This is a genomic window from Streptomyces sp. NPDC005574 (assembly GCF_040605435.1).
Taxonomy (GTDB): Bacteria; Actinomycetota; Actinomycetes; order Streptomycetales; family Streptomycetaceae; genus Streptomyces.
On the sequence record NZ_JBEXCW010000016.1, the window covers coordinates 1 to 16,212 of the forward strand.

The window sequence follows — 16,212 nt, forward strand, 5'->3', positions numbered from 1 at the left end:
GCCGGGTGGATCACCCGGCCCCCACCGCCCGCCCTCATGTCACCGCGCCCGGCGTCACCGCTCCGGTCGCCGTCAACGCCTCCCGCTCCAGGCCGAGTTCGCGGGCGAGTGCCTCGTCCACCCACTCCTGCGCCCGCGCCCGGGACACCGCTCCGGGGTACGACGTCATCTGTACGGCGAGTCCGTCGAGCAGGGCCGTGAGACGCAGGGCCGCGGCGGACGGGTCAGGGCAGCGGAACTCGCCCGCGGCCACGCCCTCCGCGACGACCCCGGCGATCGCCGCCTTCCACTCCCGGTCGAGATCCCGGGTGACCTCCCGCAGCGCCGGCTCGCGCAGCGCCGCCGCCCAGCCCTCGATCCACAGCCGCCAGCCCTTGGCCTGCCCGGTCGGCGCGTACCAGCGCACGGCGGAGCGCAGCCGGCGCAGCGCCGTCGTCCGGCGGCCGAGCAGCTTGCGCAGGTGGGCGAGATCGTCCTCGGCCGCGTACCGGAAGGCCGCCGCGACGAGCTGCTCCTTGGTCGAGAAGTGGTACAGCACCAGCGCGTTGCTCACGCCGAGCGCCGAGGCGACGTCGGCGATCCTGACCGCCGCCACGCCCCGTTCCTGGATCTGCCCGATCGCCGCCCGCAGCAATTCCTCGCGCCGCTCCGCCACGCTCAACCGCACTCTCGCCACCCCGTCACCCTAATGTGTGGATCTGTGGGGGGCCGGACGCGACAACTCCGTACGGCCTGTTCCGGACGGTGTGGTGGGCCGTGTCGGGGCGGTCGGCGGTGCCTGTCGTACGGCCTGTGCGGGGCGCTGCGGTGGGCGGTGTCGGTGGGCTCGGCGGTGCCTGTCGTACGGCCTGGTCGGGCGGTGTCCGGTCCGTCGGTGGTACCGGCCGTGCGCTCTGCCGGGCGGGCGCGGTGGGCGGTGTCCGGTCGGTCAGCGGTACCAGCCGAACCGTTCCGCGATCACCGGCAGCCGGTCCGCGGCGATGGCGTGCGCGGCGGCCCGCGGAGTCGCCTGGTCGGCGTCCGCGCGGGCCAGCATCTGCTCGACCAGCGCGCGCATCGAGCGGCGTGTGTACGCGAACGCCTCCTCCGCGTCCGCGCCGATGTCACCGAACAGCGTCCACCACCACCAGGCGTTCGTACCGGAGTTCACCACCACGTCCGGCAGCACGGTGATCCCGCGCGCCGCCAGCAGCTCCTCCGCCTCGGGCAGTACGGGCATGTTGGCCGCCTCGACGATCCAACGGGCGTCGATCGCCTCCTGGTTCACGGCGTCGATGGCGTACGACACCGCCGCCGGCACCAGGATCTCCGCACCGGTCGACAGCCAGGCGTCGCCCGGCAGTTCACGATCCCGGGGGCGCAGCGCCGAACGGTCCACGGTGCCGTACGCGTCCCGCGCGGCCAGCAGCGCCTCGACGTCGAGGCCCGCCGGATTCACGATCGTGCCCTTGATGTCGGCGACAGCCACGACCGTGAGCCCGGCCCGGGTCAGGAAGCGCGCGGTGGCGCCGCCCATGGTGCCCAGGCCCTGCACGGCGGCACGGGTCCCCGCGTACGGCACCCCGGCCCGGTCCAGGGCCGCGAGCACCGACTCGGCGACCCCGCAACCGCCGACCAGCTCGTCCAGGCCGATGCCGTCGACCTCGACCGCGAAGGCGTCCGCGAGCCGGCGGCGGGCGGCCCGCTCGTCGTCCAGCAGGGGGTACACGGCCTGGACGGACGAGACGAGCCCCGCCTCCACGGCCGCCCGGTCCACGAGGTCCTGACCGAGGCCCAGGTCCTCGCCCGTGGTCCAGAAACACTCGACGTACGGCCGCACCGCGCGCAGGTACCGCACCAGCAGCCCGTACGCCCGCGGGTCCCGGGGGTCGCAGTCGATGCCGCCCTTGGCGCCGCCCAGCGGGATGTAGCGGCCCTCCGGGTTGTAGTGCAGCGCCTCCTTCATGGTCATGCCGCGGGCCAGCCCGGCGACCTCGTCCGCGGTGCAGCCCTCGCGCATGCGCAGCCCGCCGCTGGAGACACCGCGCACCAGCCGGTCGACGACCAGGAAGCCCCGAAGGCCGGTGACGTGGTCGGTCCAGGTGAGCGAGATCAGGGGAGTGGTCATGCGGTCCTCTCGCGAACGCCCGGCTCGGCGGAAGCACTGATGTTACTGAACGGCGAGTCAGCGCCGGGACCCGCGGCACGCCCCGCCGACGTGCCGGACGGCGTCCACCGGCACCGCACGGTGCCCCTCGGTGAGCGCGCACGACCCCTCGGCGACCGGGCGGGTCCGGCACGGTCGGACGGGCCGACCATAATGGAACGACTCACCGACTCCACCTGGAGGTACCGTGGCCGGCATCCGTTCCCTCAGCTCCGGGCTCCGAGCGCTGCGGCCCGTGGCCTTCGGCGCGGACCCCGAAGGTGAGCGCATGGCGCGCATCCGCAGATCGCCCCACTTCAAGGACGGCGTCTTCCAGAACCCGGGCGGCGAGGCCCGGACCAGGCCCTCCGGCTCCATGACGGCCTTCGCGAAGGTCTTCTTCGACAAGGAGTCCCGGCCCCGCCGCGCGCCCAGCGGCACCATCCCGCTGCACACCACCACCCTCGCCGACATCGCCTCGCCGCCCGCCACCGGGCTGCGGCTGACCTGGGCGGGCCACTCCAGCGTGCTCGCCGAGATCGACGGGCAGCGCGTGCTGTTCGACCCCGTGTGGGGTGAGCGCTGCTCCCCGTTCCCCTTCGCCGGGCCCAAGCGGCTGCACCCGGTCCCCGTGGCACTGGCCGCGCTCGGCCCGGTCGACGTCGTGGTCATCTCGCACGACCACTACGACCACCTCGACCTGCCCACCATCAAGGCGCTGGCCGGAACAGACACCCTGTTCGCCGTGCCGCTCGGCGTGGGCGCCCACCTCGAACGCTGGGGCGTACCGGCCGACCGGCTGCGCGAGCTGGACTGGCACGAGACGACGAAGGTCGGCGGACTGAGCCTCACCGCGACCCCGGCCCGCCACTTCTGCGGCCGGGGCCTGCGCAACACCCAGCACACCCTCTGGGCCTCCTGGGTCGTCGCCGGCGCCGAGCACCGGATATTCCACAGCGGGGACACCGGCTACTTCGACGGATTCCGGGACATCGGATCCGCGCACGGCCCCTTCGACGCCACGATGATCCAGATCGGCGCCTACTCGGACTTCTGGCCCGACATCCACATGACGCCCGAGGAGGGGGTCCGCGCCCACCTCGACCTGCAGGGCGGCGATCCGGCCGCGGGTGTGCTGCTGCCGATCCACTGGGGCACCTTCAACCTGGCGACCCATCCGTGGGCGGAGCCCGGCGAGGGCACGATGCAGGCGGCCCACAAGGCCGGGGTGACCATGGCGTCGCCGCGGCCCGGCCAGCCCTTCGAGCCGGCCGACTCACCGCCCACGACCCCGTGGTGGCGACCCGTCGCACTGGCCCCCAGCGAGGGTTGGTCGGCCTGGCCGGCGGTGGAGTCCGATCCGGAGCAGGCGTTGGTGGGGGAGTAGCGGGGGCTGGGTCGCTGGATCCTCGGCGGTCGGCGGTCGGCGGTCGGCGGTCGGCGGTCGGCGGTCGGCGGTCGGCGGTCAGCCGTGTGATGCATACCGGTTACCGCCTATTGCATACCGTCGGCGCTCCGGTGGGTCGGGGCGGGCGTGGTGGCTGTCGCGCCGGGTGGCGTGCGGATGGCCGCCGATACGGCCCGTGACGTACGGCCGAGTGCGGCCGGAGGTGGGGGTCGCCCCTGATCGGTCCGGGCGGCCCCGTCGGGAGCGGTGGAAAAGCAGGGCGAGGGTCCGGAGCGCGAGAAGCGCCCGGGCCCTCACTCTTGTCTTCGTGACCGGTTCTGACCAGGCTCGATCGATCCCTTCCATATTTCGAGCGGACGTGGCGACGGCTTGTCGGTCTGTCGTACGAGGCCTCATACCAGAGCGGGACGCCGGCTGCGGGACTTTGTCAACTGCCCACCGCACATGATGGCTTGCCGACTACTGTGAGTGTCCGTTGGGCGACGCAGGGCCGATTTCTCGGGCTCTCTCGACCGGCACAGCCATGACGCACGCCCGCGACGCGCGGACCGCGCGAGCCCAGGCCCCGACCGACGGACCAGTACGAGGACGCCGATGTCTCACCTCCGCGCCCCGGCCGCCCGTGCAGACCGCCGTGAGGGCGGACGGCACGGCCGGCCGCCGGCAGCCCGCACCGCCCCCGGGCTGCCCGAGACGCACATACGTCCCCAGCTGATGCGTCTGGCGGTGCTGCCGCCCGTCGCGGTCGCCCTGAGTGCCTGCGCCGCCCTGCTCTTCACCCTCCGCTCCACCGGGGCCCATCTGAGCCTCACCCTGTGCGGGGTGCTCGCGGGCGCGGCCTCGGTGGCCCTCGCCGGCATCCTGATCGCCGCCGTGGCCGCCGAACGCACCGCGACGTCCGTGCACGACCGTCTCGGCGCACTGCGCCGCGGCAACGCGCGCGGCGAGGCCGAGCTGCGGGACCTGGTCGAGGCCCTGCGCCGTGGCGAGGGCCCACCGCAGCGCAAGGCGCGCAGCGGCCCGCCCGCGGACGCCGACGACTTCGAGCTGCTCGCAGCCGACCTCGCCCGCGCCCACGACGGGGCCGTCACCGCCGTCATGCAGGCCGCCCAGCTCTCCAGCCAGGCGGGCAGCGAGCAGAAACTGGAGGTCTTCCTCAACCTCGCCCGGCGCCTGCAGTCACTGGTGCACCGGGAGATCTCGATCCTCGACGAACTCGAGAACGAGATCGAGGACCCCGACCTGCTCAAGGGCCTCTTCCACGTCGACCATCTCGCCACCCGCATCCGCCGGCACGCCGAGAACCTCGCCGTGCTCGGCGGCGCCGTCTCCCGGCGCCAGTGGAGCAACCCGGTCGACATGACCGAGGTGCTGCGCTCCGCCATCGCGGAGGTCGAGCAGTACTCGCGGGTCAAGCTCGTCCCGCCGATCGACGGCACCCTGCGCGGCCACGCCGTCGCCGACGTCATCCATCTGCTGGCCGAACTCGTCGAGAACGCCACGCTGTTCTCGGCCCCCCACACCCAGGTCCTGCTGCGCGCCAACCTGGTCACCTCCGGTCTCGCCGTCGAGGTCGAGGACCGCGGACTCGGCATGCCCGTCGCCGAGCAGCACCGGATGAACGCCCTGCTCGCCGACCCCGACCAGGTGAATGTCGCCAGCCTGCTCGCCGACGGCCGCATCGGCCTCTTCGTGGTCTCCCAGCTCGCCAAGCGGCACGGGATCCACGTCCGCCTCCAGAACAACATCTACGGCGGGGTGCAGGCCGTACTCGTCGTACCGCAGGCGCTCCTCGGTACGCCTCCGGATGCCGCCGGGAGCCCGGCCGGTATCCCCGCCCACGAGGTGCCGGGGATGCCGGGCGCCGCCCTGCCGCCCGGGCAGCAGGGACAGCCGGGGCCGGGGCAGGACGCCTCGGGCGTTTCCGGTGAGATGACCGGGGCGGCGTCCGGGGCGCCGGGCTCATCCGTGCCGGCACCGCGCCGACCTGCGCAGTCGGGCCCCGGGGAGAGGGGCGGGAGAGTGCGGCGGGGGGCGCCTCCGAGACCGCCTGCCGATCCGCGCCCGGAGCGACAGGAAGGCCCGGAGCGACGCGAGCGGCAGGGACAGGAGCCGCAGGAGACCGGCCGAACGGCCGCGCCGGCGCCCCTGCCCAAGCGGGGCGCTCACCGAGAGCGGCCCAACCCGGCCGAGGCGCGGCCCGGCATCCGGCCCGACGACCGGCAGGCCGTCGCCGAGCACACGTCGGCGCCCCCCACACCTCGGGCCGCTGGCGCGGTGCGCGGCACCATGGGCAAGCCCCAGCTGCCCCGGCGGCGGGCGCAGGAGCACATCGTGCCCCAGCTGCGCGACGGTCCGGCGCCCCGTCAGGAATCCGACCAGACCGCCGCACACGACCCCGGGCTGATGGCCGCCTTCCAACGCGGTGTCGGACTCGCCGAGGCCCAGCAGCACCTGGAGGCGACGTACCCGGAGTCGACAGCCCCGACGGCGCCGGCACCTATGGAGCCCGGCCACACGGCACTTGGCCACATGGAGCCGGGCCACACGGGGCCTGGGCAGGTGACGCCGAGCCCCCTGGCTCAAGGGCACGTGGAGTCCGGCCACGTGGAGTCCGGCTCTATGGAGTTCGGCCATATGACCCCGGCCCCCTCCGACACAGCCCGCACCGACACAGCCCCCACGGACGCAGCCCTCATGGACTCCGTTCACACCAGGCCCGCGCACAGCGAGTCGACGGCCACGGGCAGGCAGGCCGCCGTGGAGGGCCCTCACACAGGCGCCAACCTCATAAACCCGCCCCACTTCATGGACGTATCAGCCATGGGGGAACGGCCCATGGACGTGCGCCCGACAAACGGGTCGTACCTTGCCCCATCCGCTCTGGACGCGCCCCACATGGGTGCAACCCCCATGACTCCGCCGCACTTCGTGGATGTGTCGGCCACAGGCCGGCGCCCCACGACGGAACGCCCCACGACGGAACGCCCCATGACGGAGTACCCCCTGAGCGCGCCACCCACGGACGGCCGCCGCCTCCGTGAACCCTCCCCGGTCGAGCGCCCCACCGGCCAACGACCTGTCGGCGAGCCGCCCACCGGCGAGCGCCACCTCGGCGAGAGGTACGCCGCCGAGCGGTCGATGACCGAGCGGCACCCCGCCGAGCAGCGCTCCATGGCTGAACGGCACACGGCCGAACGGTCCATGGGGCAGCGGCCGATCAGCGGTCCCCACCCGGACAGCTCAACCCCCGACACCACCCTCGGATCGGCCGAAGCGCGCCCCGCGCACGCGTCCGCGCCCGGCCGTGACCGCCTCGACCACACCACCCGGCACGACGGGAGCGCACCGGCCGGATGACCACCCCCCTCTCCACCCCCACGCCCAGCGCTCCCGCAGACCTTCGTACCTCAAGGAGTCGATCCACCATGGCGAGCGAAGCGCCGACCGGCCAGGTATCCGATCTCGACTGGCTGATGAGCGGCCTCGTGCAGCGCGTACCGCACACCACCAGCGCGGTTCTCCTCTCCTGCGACGGGCTGGTGAAGTCGGTTCACGGCCTCGACCCGGACAGTGCCGACCACATGGCGGCCCTGGCGTCCGGGCTGTACTCCCTCGGCCGCAGCGCCGGCGTCCGCTTCGGTGACGGCGGGGACGTCCGCCAGGTCGTCGTCGAGCTCGACTCGACCCTGCTGTTCGTGACCACGGCCGGCTCCGGCACCTGCCTGGCGGTGCTGGCCGGCCGCGAGGCCGACGCGGCGGTGCTCGGTTACGAGATGGCGATGCTCGTCAAGAGCGTCCGCCCCTACCTGGTGACGGCGCCCCGGCAGCACGCCGTCGAACCGTCGGCGATGAGGCCTTGAGCGTGGCGACGGCCGGTGACGGGCCCTGGCTCGACGACGCGGCCGGTCGGCTCGTACGCCCCTTCACGGTCAGCAACGGCCGCACCCGGCCCAGTGTCGTGTTCGACCTGCTGTCGCACGTACGGGCCACCGGGGCCACGCCCCTCGGCTACCTCGGCCCCGAGCACGCGCAGGCGCTCGACCTGTGCCGGGCGCCCGTCTCGATCGCCGAGGTCGCCGCCCATCTCAGACTGCCCGCGGTGGTCACCAAGGTGCTGCTGTCGGACCTCGTCGACTGCGGAGCGCTCACCACCAAGCCACCCGAGTTCCACCACAACCCGACTGACCGGGCCCTTCTGGAGGCAGTGCTCGATGGACTACGACGACAGCTCTGACCCCTTCCCCACCGCGCTCAAGATCCTGGTGGCCGGCGGGTTCGGAGTAGGCAAGACGACCTTCGTGGGCGCGGTCAGCGAGATCGCGCCCCTCAGCACAGAGGAGTTGCTCACCACGGTCAGCGCCGCGACCGACAAACTCGACGGCATCGAGAACAAGGTCGAGACGACGGTGGCCATGGACTTCGGCCGCATCACCCTCGATCCCCAACACGTCCTGTACCTGTTCGGCACACCCGGTCAGGAGCGCTTCTGGTTCATGTGGGACGAGCTCTCCGAGGGCGCCCTCGGCGCGGTGATCCTCGCCGACACCCGGCGCCTGGAGGAGTGCTTCGCCGCCGTGGACTTCTTCGAGCAGCGCGGCGTCGGCTTCATCGTCGCGATCAACGAGTTCGACGGCTCGTACCGGTACGACCCCGAGGAGGTCCGCTCCGCCATCGACCTGGACCCGCAGATCCCCGTCGTGCGCTGCGACGCGCGGATCTCCAGCTCGGGCGTACAGACCCTGCTGACCCTGGTACGGCATCTCATCGCCCACACCCCCGCCCCCGCGCCGAGCCACGGCGCCCACATGTGAGCCACGCACACTCCCGCACCGTCCCGCAGACCCGCCACGGAGCCGATCCATGACCCACGCCCACACTGACCGAGCCCGCCCATGAGGTACGACCCCGCGCGCCCGGCCGGTCGTCTGCTGCTCACGCCGGAGGACAAGGAGGCGCCCGCCCGGGCCCTGCGGCTGCGCAGACTCGGCCTGGGGGAGAGCCCGGACCCCGTCCTGGACTCCTTCGCGCACCGCCTCGCCGAGTGCACCGGGGCGCCGTACGCCATGGTCAACTTCGTGGGCGAGCAGGGGCAGTTCTTCGCGGGCCTGCACAGCCCCGCCACCGGCCCGGTCGCCAAGAGCGACGGGAGCCGGCCGCGAGTCGGCCGTTCCATGGCGCGCGACCACGGGTTCTGCCCCCATGTGGTGGTGCGGCGCAAGGCGCTGGTCCTGGAGGACGTCAGCGACTACCCGCGGTTCGCGGGCAATCCGGTGGTCGACGAGTTCGGCATCCGCTCGTACCTCGGCGCTCCGCTCATCGACACCACCGGCATGGTGCTGGGGACGGTCTGTGTCGCCGACGTCGAACCGCGCGCCTGGGGGAAGGCGGGACTGGAGACCATCAAGTCGACCGCCGCGGACCTCGCGGCGCGGCTGGAGCGACGGGCGGACGACGGATTCCCGCTGTGAGCCGCCCCGGCGACCCCGCGTGCTGTCGCGAGACGACGGACCCACGCGCCCGGCCGGCCACCGGCAATCGGGCCTGTCGCCCCTGCCAACCGGTCGGCGCGCCCCGTCCCGGCCCGGTCAACGCACCCGCGACCCCGTCACTGGCCCCGCCAGACGTTGTCGAAGGCGGCGTCCTCGATGGTCCGCCGCTGCCGTACCGACTCAAGTTCCGTCACGGCCTCGCCGACCGCGGCCAGCACGGTCACGACGGCCTCGTCGGTGAGGTTCTCGAAGTCGTCGGCGCGTTTGTCGTCCATGCGCAGGGAGGTGGTGAGGGCGGCCAGTACGGGTTCGTCCGCCGCCCGGCGCGCCTCGGCGTGGCGGCGGGCCGGCGAGTCGGCCAGCTCCCGCCGACGGGTGGCGACGGGGATCCAGCGGCCCTTTGAGCGGGTGACGACGCCGTCCTTCTCCAGACCGGCGAGATAGGTGAGGGACAGGCCGCGGCCCCGGCGCCACAGCCAGTCCTCGGCCGACTCGTAGGGGTCCTGCCGGACGAGCGCCGCCGCGGCCTGGTCCAACAGCTCGTCCCCGGTGGACACTTGGAGACCCGGCACGATGCGGTCGCCGTCCAGGGTCAGGGAGCCGTTCTCGAGCAGGTCGATCAGTTCGGCTCCCGCGAGCGCGAGGGAGAGATCACCCGGCTCCACCGGACGGTCGGGTGCCGTCTGCATGGCGACGATCAACAGGTCCCGTGCTGTGGTCATGGAAGGCTCCCCGTCGGTGGGCCGCCGGGCCGGACGGCCCGTCTCGGATCGGCGGCGCCGGGCCGGGGCTTCGGGCCGTGTCGCCGGACTCCGCCGACCTCGTCGGTCGGCCGGTTCCGTCGCCGGGTCCGGTCGTCCGGGCGTGGCGCTGCCGAGGGATGGTGCTGTCGTGCAGGGGCGAGTCTCGCACGCCCGTCCCGCGCGCGGAGCGCCGCGGCACGGGAGGTCGGGCGGCCGGAGGCCCGGCCACCCGAGGTCCGGCCCGCCGGAGTCAGACCGTGGGGGCGGACGGCCCCGGGTCATTCGGGTGGGGCTCCAGCGGTGTGACGGTCAGCGACATCCAGGGCCGCAGCGGGAGCGTGCCGAGCACCTTCTCGTGGAGTTCGTCCTCGTCGGCGGCGCGCCACACCCCGATGCTGCGCAGCTCACCGACCGGGCGCCACAGCCGTACGAGAAGGCCATCGGCGGCGAGCTCCCGCGCGCGGACGGCTTCGGCGGCCCGCCGTCGGTCGACCTCGTCCGGGGCGGTGCCCTCGGGCACGGTGGTGGTGATCTCGACCAGGAACTCTCGCATGATCCCTCTCCGTTCGCACACGATGCCGGCAGGGGGTCGCGGGAACGCGGGGACGGGTCGTCGCCCGGGTCCGGCCCGGGGCGGCGGGACCCACGACCGCGCGGACGCGCCGCTGCCGGGTTGCCGTGCGTCCATCGTGGGCCCTGACCGGCCCGGCTGCCACCACCGCTGCTGCCTTCGGTTGTGCCACCACCGCTGCCGCCTTCGGTCGTGCCACCACCGCTGCCGCCTTCGGTCGTGCCACCACCGCTGTTGCCTTGGGCCGTGCTGCCGGGCTGTCGCCTTGGGCCGTGCCACCACCGCTGTTGCCTTGGGCCGTGCTGCCGGGCTGCCGTCTTCGGCCGCCCTCCGGGCTGCCACCCCGGCCGCGTCGCCGGCTTCCCGCCGGCCGGTACGCGCGGCCTCCCGGCCCGGACGAGACGCCGGACCCCGCCCCCCCGACCCACGCGGCCCCCGGTTGCCGAACCCCGAGCCACCCCACGCCCCCCCCGCCCCCACCCCACGCCCCCCCGCCCCCACCCCCTCCCGACCGTCCGGCCCCGATATGTGGGCCGGACGGGTGGCGTGGGCGACATCGGTGGCTTCGGGGCGTCCGCTGAGCCGGCCCGGAGGGCCGCCGGGGAGATCCTGCACGTGGTCGGCGGCGTGAGCGCCGGTCACCGGACCGTCCGAGAGGGAGCGACCGCGATGGGCGACGACAGCAGGGCACGGAGTTCCGCACCGGACTCCCCGCACGGCGGCACCCACCGCACGACGACCGGCGCTGCGGCGGCGGACGGCGTCGACGGCGAGGCGGTCCTGCGCGAGGTCCTGGACCGCTGGAAGGCGGCCGTCGACGACCACGACCCCGCCCGCGTCGCGGCCCTCTTCACCGAGGACGCGATCTTCCAGGGGCTGCACCCGTACAGCGTCGGACGGCGGGGCGTCGCCGACTACTACGACTCCCAGCCCCCCGGCATGACGGCGGAGTACCGCGTCCTGGAGACCCGGCGCCCGGCGGACGGCCTGGTGCTCGGCTACCTCGACGTCGGCTTCTCCTTCACCGACCGGCCGACGCTGGATGTCAAGCTCGCCGTGCTGGTGCGGCGGGCCGGCGACGACTGGCGTATCGCCCACTACCAGGTCTCCCGCCTCACCTGAGGGAGCGGTCTCCCGCAGGCGTACGACACCTGGCGGGCCGGACCCGGGACCGGCGGGGAGGTGTGAAGCGGAGCTGTGGCGCCGCTTAAGAAATCCTCGATGGACCGGGCGGCGCCGGTAGGGCAGATTGCCAGGTGATTCCCCTCATCCCTCCCCGGACGGGCCGCCCCGGCGTGCCCGGACCCGGGGCCTCACCGTCAGGAGCCATAGCGTTGAAGGCGCTGGTCAAGGAGAAGGCGGAACCCGGGCTGTGGCTCATGGACGTTCCGGAACCCGCCGTGGGACCCGGCGACGTACTGATCAAGGTCCTGCGGACCGGTATCTGCGGCACCGACCTGCACATCCGGGCCTGGGACGGGTGGGCTCAGCAGGCGATCCGCACCCCGCTCGTGCTCGGGCACGAGTTCGTCGGGGAGGTCGTGGGGACCGGCCGGGACGTCACCGAGGTGAGCCCGGGTGACACGGTGAGCGGTGAGGGACACCTGGTGTGCGGGAAGTGCCGCAACTGCCTCGCGGGCCGCCGGCACCTGTGCCGGGCCACGGTCGGACTGGGCGTCGGCCGGGACGGCGCGTTCGCCGAGTACGTCGCGCTGCCCGCGTCCAACGTGTGGGTGCACCGGACGCCGGTGGACCTGGACGTGGCCGCGATCTTCGACCCGTTCGGCAACGCGGTGCACACCGCCCTGTCGTTCCCGCTGGTCGGTGAGGACGTCCTGATCACCGGCGCCGGGCCGATCGGCCTGATGGCCGCCGCCGTCGCCCGGCACGCGGGCGCCCGCAACGTCGTGATCACCGACGTGAGCGAGGAGCGGCTCGAACTGGCCCGCAAGATCGGGGCGAGCCTCGCGCTGAACGTGTCGCGGACCACGATCGCCGAAGGACAGCGCGAACTCGGCCTGCGCGAAGGCTTCGACATCGGCCTGGAGATGTCCGGCCGCCCCGAGGCCATGCGCGACATGATCGCCAACATGACGCACGGCGGCCGGATCGCGATGCTCGGCCTGCCCGCCGAGGAGTTCCCGGTCGACTGGGCCCGGATCGTCACCTCCATGATCACCATCAAGGGCATCTACGGCCGTGAGATGTTCGAGACCTGGTACGCGATGTCGGTCCTGCTCGAGGGCGGCCTCGACCTCGCCCCCGTGATCACCGGCCGGTACGGCCACCGTGACTTCGAGGCGGCGTTCGCCGACGCGGCGAGCGGCCGCGGCGGCAAGGTCATCCTCGACTGGACCCTCTGAGGACGTAAGGAACCGATGATGTTCGACTCCGTGCGCGACGACCTGCGCGCCACCCTGGACGAGATCCGCGCCGCCGGCCTGCACAAGCCCGAGCGGGTGATCGGCAGCCCGCAGTCCGCGACCGTGCGGGTCACCGCCGGCGGCCGTCCCGGTGAGGTCCTCAACTTCTGCGCCAACAACTACCTCGGCCTGGCCGACCACCCCGAGGTCGTCGCCGCGGCCCACGAGGCACTGGACCGCTGGGGCTACGGCATGGCCTCCGTGCGCTTCATCTGCGGTACGCAGGAGGTGCACAAGGAACTGGAGAGCCGGCTGTCGGCGTTCCTCGGCCAGGAGGACACGATCCTGTACTCCTCCTGCTTCGACGCGAACGGCGGCGTGTTCGAGACGCTGCTCGGCCCCGAGGACGCGGTCATCTCCGACGCCCTCAACCACGCCTCGATCATCGACGGCATCCGCCTGTCCAAGGCCCGCCGCTTCCGCTACGCCAACCGCGATCTCGCCGACCTGGAACGCCAGTTGAAGGAGGCCACGGAGGCCGGCGCCCGCCGGAAGCTGGTGGTCACCGACGGCGTGTTCTCCATGGACGGGTATGTGGCGCCGCTGCGCGAGATCTGCGACCTCGCCGACCGGCACGACGCGATGGTCATGGTCGACGACTCGCACGCCGTGGGCTTCGTCGGCCCGGGCGGCCGCGGCACGCCCGAGCTGCACGGGGTCATGGACCGCGTCGACATCATCACCGGCACGCTGGGCAAGGCGCTGGGCGGCGCGTCCGGCGGCTACGTGGCGGCCCGCGCGGAGATCGTCGCCCTGCTGCGCCAGCGCTCCCGCCCCTATCTCTTCTCCAACACCCTCGCTCCCGTGATCGCGGCGGCCTCGCTGAAGGTGCTCGACCTCCTGGAGGCGGCGGACGACCTGCGCGTCCAACTGGCCGAGAACACCGCCCTGTTCCGCCGCCGGATGACCGAGGAGGGCTTCGACGTCCTGCCCGGCGACCATGCCATCGCCCCCGTGATGATCGGAGACGCGGCGCGCGCTGGACGCCTGGCGGAACTGCTCCTCGAGCGCGGGGTGTACGTCATCGGCTTCTCCTATCCGGTCGTGCCCCAGGGCCAGGCGCGGATCCGGGTGCAGCTGTCCGCGGCGCACTCGACACAGGACGTGAACCGCGCGGTCGACGCGTTCGTGGCGGCGCGGGCCGAGCTGGACGCGTGAGCCGGGCCTGAGGCGTGAGCCGGGCCTCGGGCGTGAGCCGGGCCTCGGGCGTGAGCCGGCCAAGCCGACGGGATCGGCGGCGGCCGCCGGGGCCCCGGCGGGTTCCGGTCATTTGAGAGAATCGGTCCCATGATCGAGGCGCGGCGGCTCCACATCCTCCGTGCGGTGGCCGACCACCGCACGGTGACGGCGGCTGCCGCCGCGCTGTATCTCACCCCGTCGGCCGTGGTCCCAGCAGCTGACCGCCCTGGAGCAGGAGACCGGCCACCGGCTGGTCGAGCGCGGCGCCCGAGGCGTCCGGCTGACGCCGGCCGGCGAGATCCTGCTGGCCCACACCAACGCGGTGCTGGCCCAGCTGGAGCGGGCCGAGGCGGAACTGGCCGCGTACGGCTCGGGCGCGGCCGGCACGGTCACGGTCGCCTCCTTCGCGACCGGCATCGCCCTGGTCGTCGCCCCGGCGCTGGCCCGGCTGGCCGTCTCGGCGCCCGGCATCCGCATCCGCGTCCAGGACGCCGAGGGTGACGCGAGCCTGCCGATGGTCCTGGACCGGCTGGTGGACGTCGCGGTCGCCGTCGAGTACCGCGGGGCCCCGCCCGCCGACGACCCCCGCCTGACCCACGTGCCGCTGTACGCCGAGCCCTTCGACGCGGTCGTCCCGGTCACCCACCGTCTCGCCGACACCGACGAGGTCCCGCTCGCCGAGCTGGCCAAGGATCCGTGGATCGGCCCCTACCCCGGCAACCCGTGCCATGACGTGGTGGTGCTGGCCTGCGAGAACGCGGGATTCCAGCCCCGTCTCGAGCACTCCTCGGACGACTTCCGCGCGGTCGTGGCGCTGGCCTCCGCGGACGCGGGAGTGGCCCTCGTGCCCCGCTCCGCGCTGCGCGGCATGGACCTCACGGGCGTGGTCGTACGGCCGGTCGACGCGGTGGCGCCGACCCGCCGGGTGTTCGCGGCGGTCCGGCGCGGAGCCGAGGACCACCCCCTGATCCGTCCGGTGCTGGACGCGCTCGGCGAAGCAGCCGGGACGTGATCCGGATGTCTCATATCAGGGATAGGATCCCGGATATGAGACACGATGCAGGGCGTGACGCCATCGGCACCCGAGGCCCCGTCCCTGATGCCGCCGACGCGCGTCTGGACACCCGGCTCGGCACCCGCCTCGCCGAACTGCGCACCGAACGCGGCTGGTCCCTGGGCGAGTTGGCGGAGCGCAGCGGGGTGAGCAGGTCCACCCTCTCGCGGGCCGAACGGGCCGAGACCAGCCCCACCGCCGCCCAGCTCAACCGCCTGTGCGCGGTGTACGGCCACACCATGTCCCAGCTGCTCAGCGAGGTCGAGACGGCCCCCGTACCGCTGCTGCGGGCCGCCGAGCAGCCGGTGTGGGAGGACACGGCCTCCGGGTTCCTGCGACGGTCGGTGTCCCCGCCGCACGCCGGCCTGCGCGGCGAACTCGTCGAGGGACGGCTCGCCGCCGGTGCCGACATCGCCTACGACCGTCCGCCCGTGCCCGGACTGGAACAGCACGTCTGGGTCCTGGAAGGGATGCTCCAGGTGACGGCGGGCGACACCGCGCACGAGCTCGGCGCGGGTGACTGCCTGCGCCTGCGCGTGTGGGGGCCGACCCGGTTCCGCTGCGCCCGCACCACCGCGGCGCGCTACCTGCTCGCGGTGGTGCGGCCGTGATCGTGACCCGACTGAGCGAAGCCCAACTGGCATCCTGGACGGACGACTTGGCTGGCCTGCTGGTCGACGCCGTGGACGGCGGCGCCTCGGTCGGCTTCCTCGCGCCGCTCGACCACCGCGCGGCCGCCGCCTGGTGGCGGGAACGCGTCGGCCCGGTCGCCGCCGGCCGGTACGCGGTGTGGGCGGCGCACGACGGGACGCGGGTGGTCGGCACGGTGAGCCTCGCCTTCCCCGACAAACCCAACAGCCGCCACCGCGCCGAGCTGGTCAAGCTGCTGGTGCACCGGGACGCCCGCGGCCGAGGACTCGGCCGCGGACTCCTGCGTACGGCGGAACACGCGGCCGCATCGGCCGGTGTCACCCTGCTCCACCTGGACACCGAGACCGGCAGTCCCGCCGAGTCCCTCTACCGCTCGGCCGGCTGGACGAGGGCGGGAGTGATCCCCGACTACGCGGCGGAACCGGGCGGAGCCCTGCGGCCGACCACGCTCTTCTACAAGCACGTGGACGCACAGGCACCGGGAAGCGGGACGCCCGCCTCCGGTGAGCGGGCCGGCGCCGCCCGGGACGCACCCGCCGGGTGACTGTCGGTGCGAGCGGCTACGG

14 protein-coding genes and 2 pseudogenes are annotated in these 16,212 nt (G+C 73.6%); 12 read left to right on the forward strand and 4 right to left on the reverse strand.

Annotation, left to right across the window (positions count from 1 at the left end):
• Positions 1 to 34: 34 nt before the first annotated feature.
• Both ABZT03_RS13595 and ABZT03_RS13600 read right to left on the reverse strand, forming a co-directional pair.
• The gene (locus ABZT03_RS13595) at positions 35 to 676 is read right to left on the reverse strand and encodes a TetR/AcrR family transcriptional regulator (RefSeq protein ID WP_356037976.1); all 642 of its coding nucleotides are present in this window, start codon (positions 674 to 676) and stop codon (positions 35 to 37) included.
• A gap of 252 nt (positions 677 to 928) precedes the next feature.
• Positions 929 to 2,107, reverse strand: coding sequence for a Glu/Leu/Phe/Val dehydrogenase dimerization domain-containing protein (locus ABZT03_RS13600; RefSeq protein ID WP_356037979.1), 1,179 nt, complete (start codon positions 2,105 to 2,107; stop codon positions 929 to 931).
• 226 nt (positions 2,108 to 2,333) lie between these two features.
• Between ABZT03_RS13600 and ABZT03_RS13605 the strand changes: the two genes are divergently transcribed.
• From ABZT03_RS13605 to ABZT03_RS13630, 6 genes and pseudogenes are all read left to right on the forward strand, one after another.
• Complete coding sequence (locus ABZT03_RS13605; RefSeq protein ID WP_356037982.1) at positions 2,334 to 3,512, forward strand: MBL fold metallo-hydrolase; 1,179 nt, start codon at positions 2,334 to 2,336, stop codon at positions 3,510 to 3,512.
• Positions 3,513 to 4,127: 615 nt separating this feature from the next.
• A pseudogene (locus tag ABZT03_RS13610) lies at positions 4,128 to 5,987 on the forward strand (ATP-binding protein); the annotation flags it as partial.
• Positions 5,988 to 6,961: 974 nt separating this feature from the next.
• Positions 6,962 to 7,396: a roadblock/LC7 domain-containing protein gene (locus ABZT03_RS13615; RefSeq protein ID WP_356037985.1), complete on the forward strand. Its 435-nt coding sequence runs from the start codon at positions 6,962 to 6,964 to the stop codon at positions 7,394 to 7,396.
• A 2-nt stretch (positions 7,397 to 7,398) separates the two neighbouring features.
• The gene (locus ABZT03_RS13620) at positions 7,399 to 7,770 is read left to right on the forward strand and encodes a DUF742 domain-containing protein (protein WP_356037987.1); all 372 of its coding nucleotides are present in this window, start codon (positions 7,399 to 7,401) and stop codon (positions 7,768 to 7,770) included.
• Positions 7,748 to 8,347 carry an ATP/GTP-binding protein gene (locus tag ABZT03_RS13625; RefSeq protein ID WP_356037990.1) on the forward strand — a complete coding sequence of 200 codons (600 nt, stop codon included), beginning with the start codon at positions 7,748 to 7,750 and terminating at the stop codon, positions 8,345 to 8,347. Before ABZT03_RS13620 ends, ABZT03_RS13625 begins: the two co-directional genes overlap by 23 nt.
• An 81-nt stretch (positions 8,348 to 8,428) precedes the next feature.
• The gene (locus ABZT03_RS13630; protein ID WP_356037993.1) at positions 8,429 to 9,004 is read left to right on the forward strand and encodes a GAF domain-containing protein; all 576 of its coding nucleotides are present in this window, start codon (positions 8,429 to 8,431) and stop codon (positions 9,002 to 9,004) included.
• A gap of 137 nt (positions 9,005 to 9,141) precedes the next feature.
• Here ABZT03_RS13630 and ABZT03_RS13635 read toward each other — a convergent pair whose 3' ends face one another.
• Positions 9,142 to 9,747, reverse strand: coding sequence for a GPP34 family phosphoprotein (locus ABZT03_RS13635; protein ID WP_356037996.1), 606 nt, complete (start codon positions 9,745 to 9,747; stop codon positions 9,142 to 9,144).
• 271 nt (positions 9,748 to 10,018) lie between these two features.
• Positions 10,019 to 10,321 (reverse strand): muconolactone Delta-isomerase family protein, encoded by a 303-nt coding sequence (locus tag ABZT03_RS13640; protein WP_356037998.1) that lies wholly within the window; start codon positions 10,319 to 10,321, stop codon positions 10,019 to 10,021.
• A 798-nt stretch (positions 10,322 to 11,119) separates the two neighbouring features.
• On the opposite strand from ABZT03_RS13640, the gene ABZT03_RS13645 reads away from it, so the two are divergent.
• The 6 genes and pseudogenes from ABZT03_RS13645 to ABZT03_RS13670 all read left to right on the forward strand — a co-directional run bounded on the left by ABZT03_RS13645 (position 11,120) and on the right by ABZT03_RS13670 (position 16,190).
• On the forward strand, positions 11,120 to 11,461 hold the full coding sequence (locus ABZT03_RS13645) for an SgcJ/EcaC family oxidoreductase (RefSeq protein ID WP_356038281.1): 342 nt from the start codon (positions 11,120 to 11,122) through the stop codon (positions 11,459 to 11,461).
• Positions 11,462 to 11,673: 212 nt separating this feature from the next.
• Positions 11,674 to 12,702: an L-threonine 3-dehydrogenase gene (gene tdh / locus ABZT03_RS13650; protein WP_356038001.1), complete on the forward strand. Its 1,029-nt coding sequence runs from the start codon at positions 11,674 to 11,676 to the stop codon at positions 12,700 to 12,702.
• Between the two features lie 18 nt (positions 12,703 to 12,720).
• Complete coding sequence (locus ABZT03_RS13655; protein WP_356038283.1) at positions 12,721 to 13,920, forward strand: glycine C-acetyltransferase; 1,200 nt, start codon at positions 12,721 to 12,723, stop codon at positions 13,918 to 13,920.
• A gap of 129 nt (positions 13,921 to 14,049) precedes the next feature.
• A pseudogene (locus ABZT03_RS13660) lies at positions 14,050 to 14,953 on the forward strand (LysR family transcriptional regulator).
• A 35-nt stretch (positions 14,954 to 14,988) separates the two neighbouring features.
• Positions 14,989 to 15,606 (forward strand): XRE family transcriptional regulator, encoded by a 618-nt coding sequence (locus tag ABZT03_RS13665; protein ID WP_356038004.1) that lies wholly within the window; start codon positions 14,989 to 14,991, stop codon positions 15,604 to 15,606.
• Positions 15,603 to 16,190: a GNAT family N-acetyltransferase gene (locus tag ABZT03_RS13670; protein WP_356038007.1), complete on the forward strand. Its 588-nt coding sequence runs from the start codon at positions 15,603 to 15,605 to the stop codon at positions 16,188 to 16,190. Before ABZT03_RS13665 ends, ABZT03_RS13670 begins: the two co-directional genes overlap by 4 nt.
• The last annotated feature ends 22 nt before the right edge of the window (positions 16,191 to 16,212 follow it).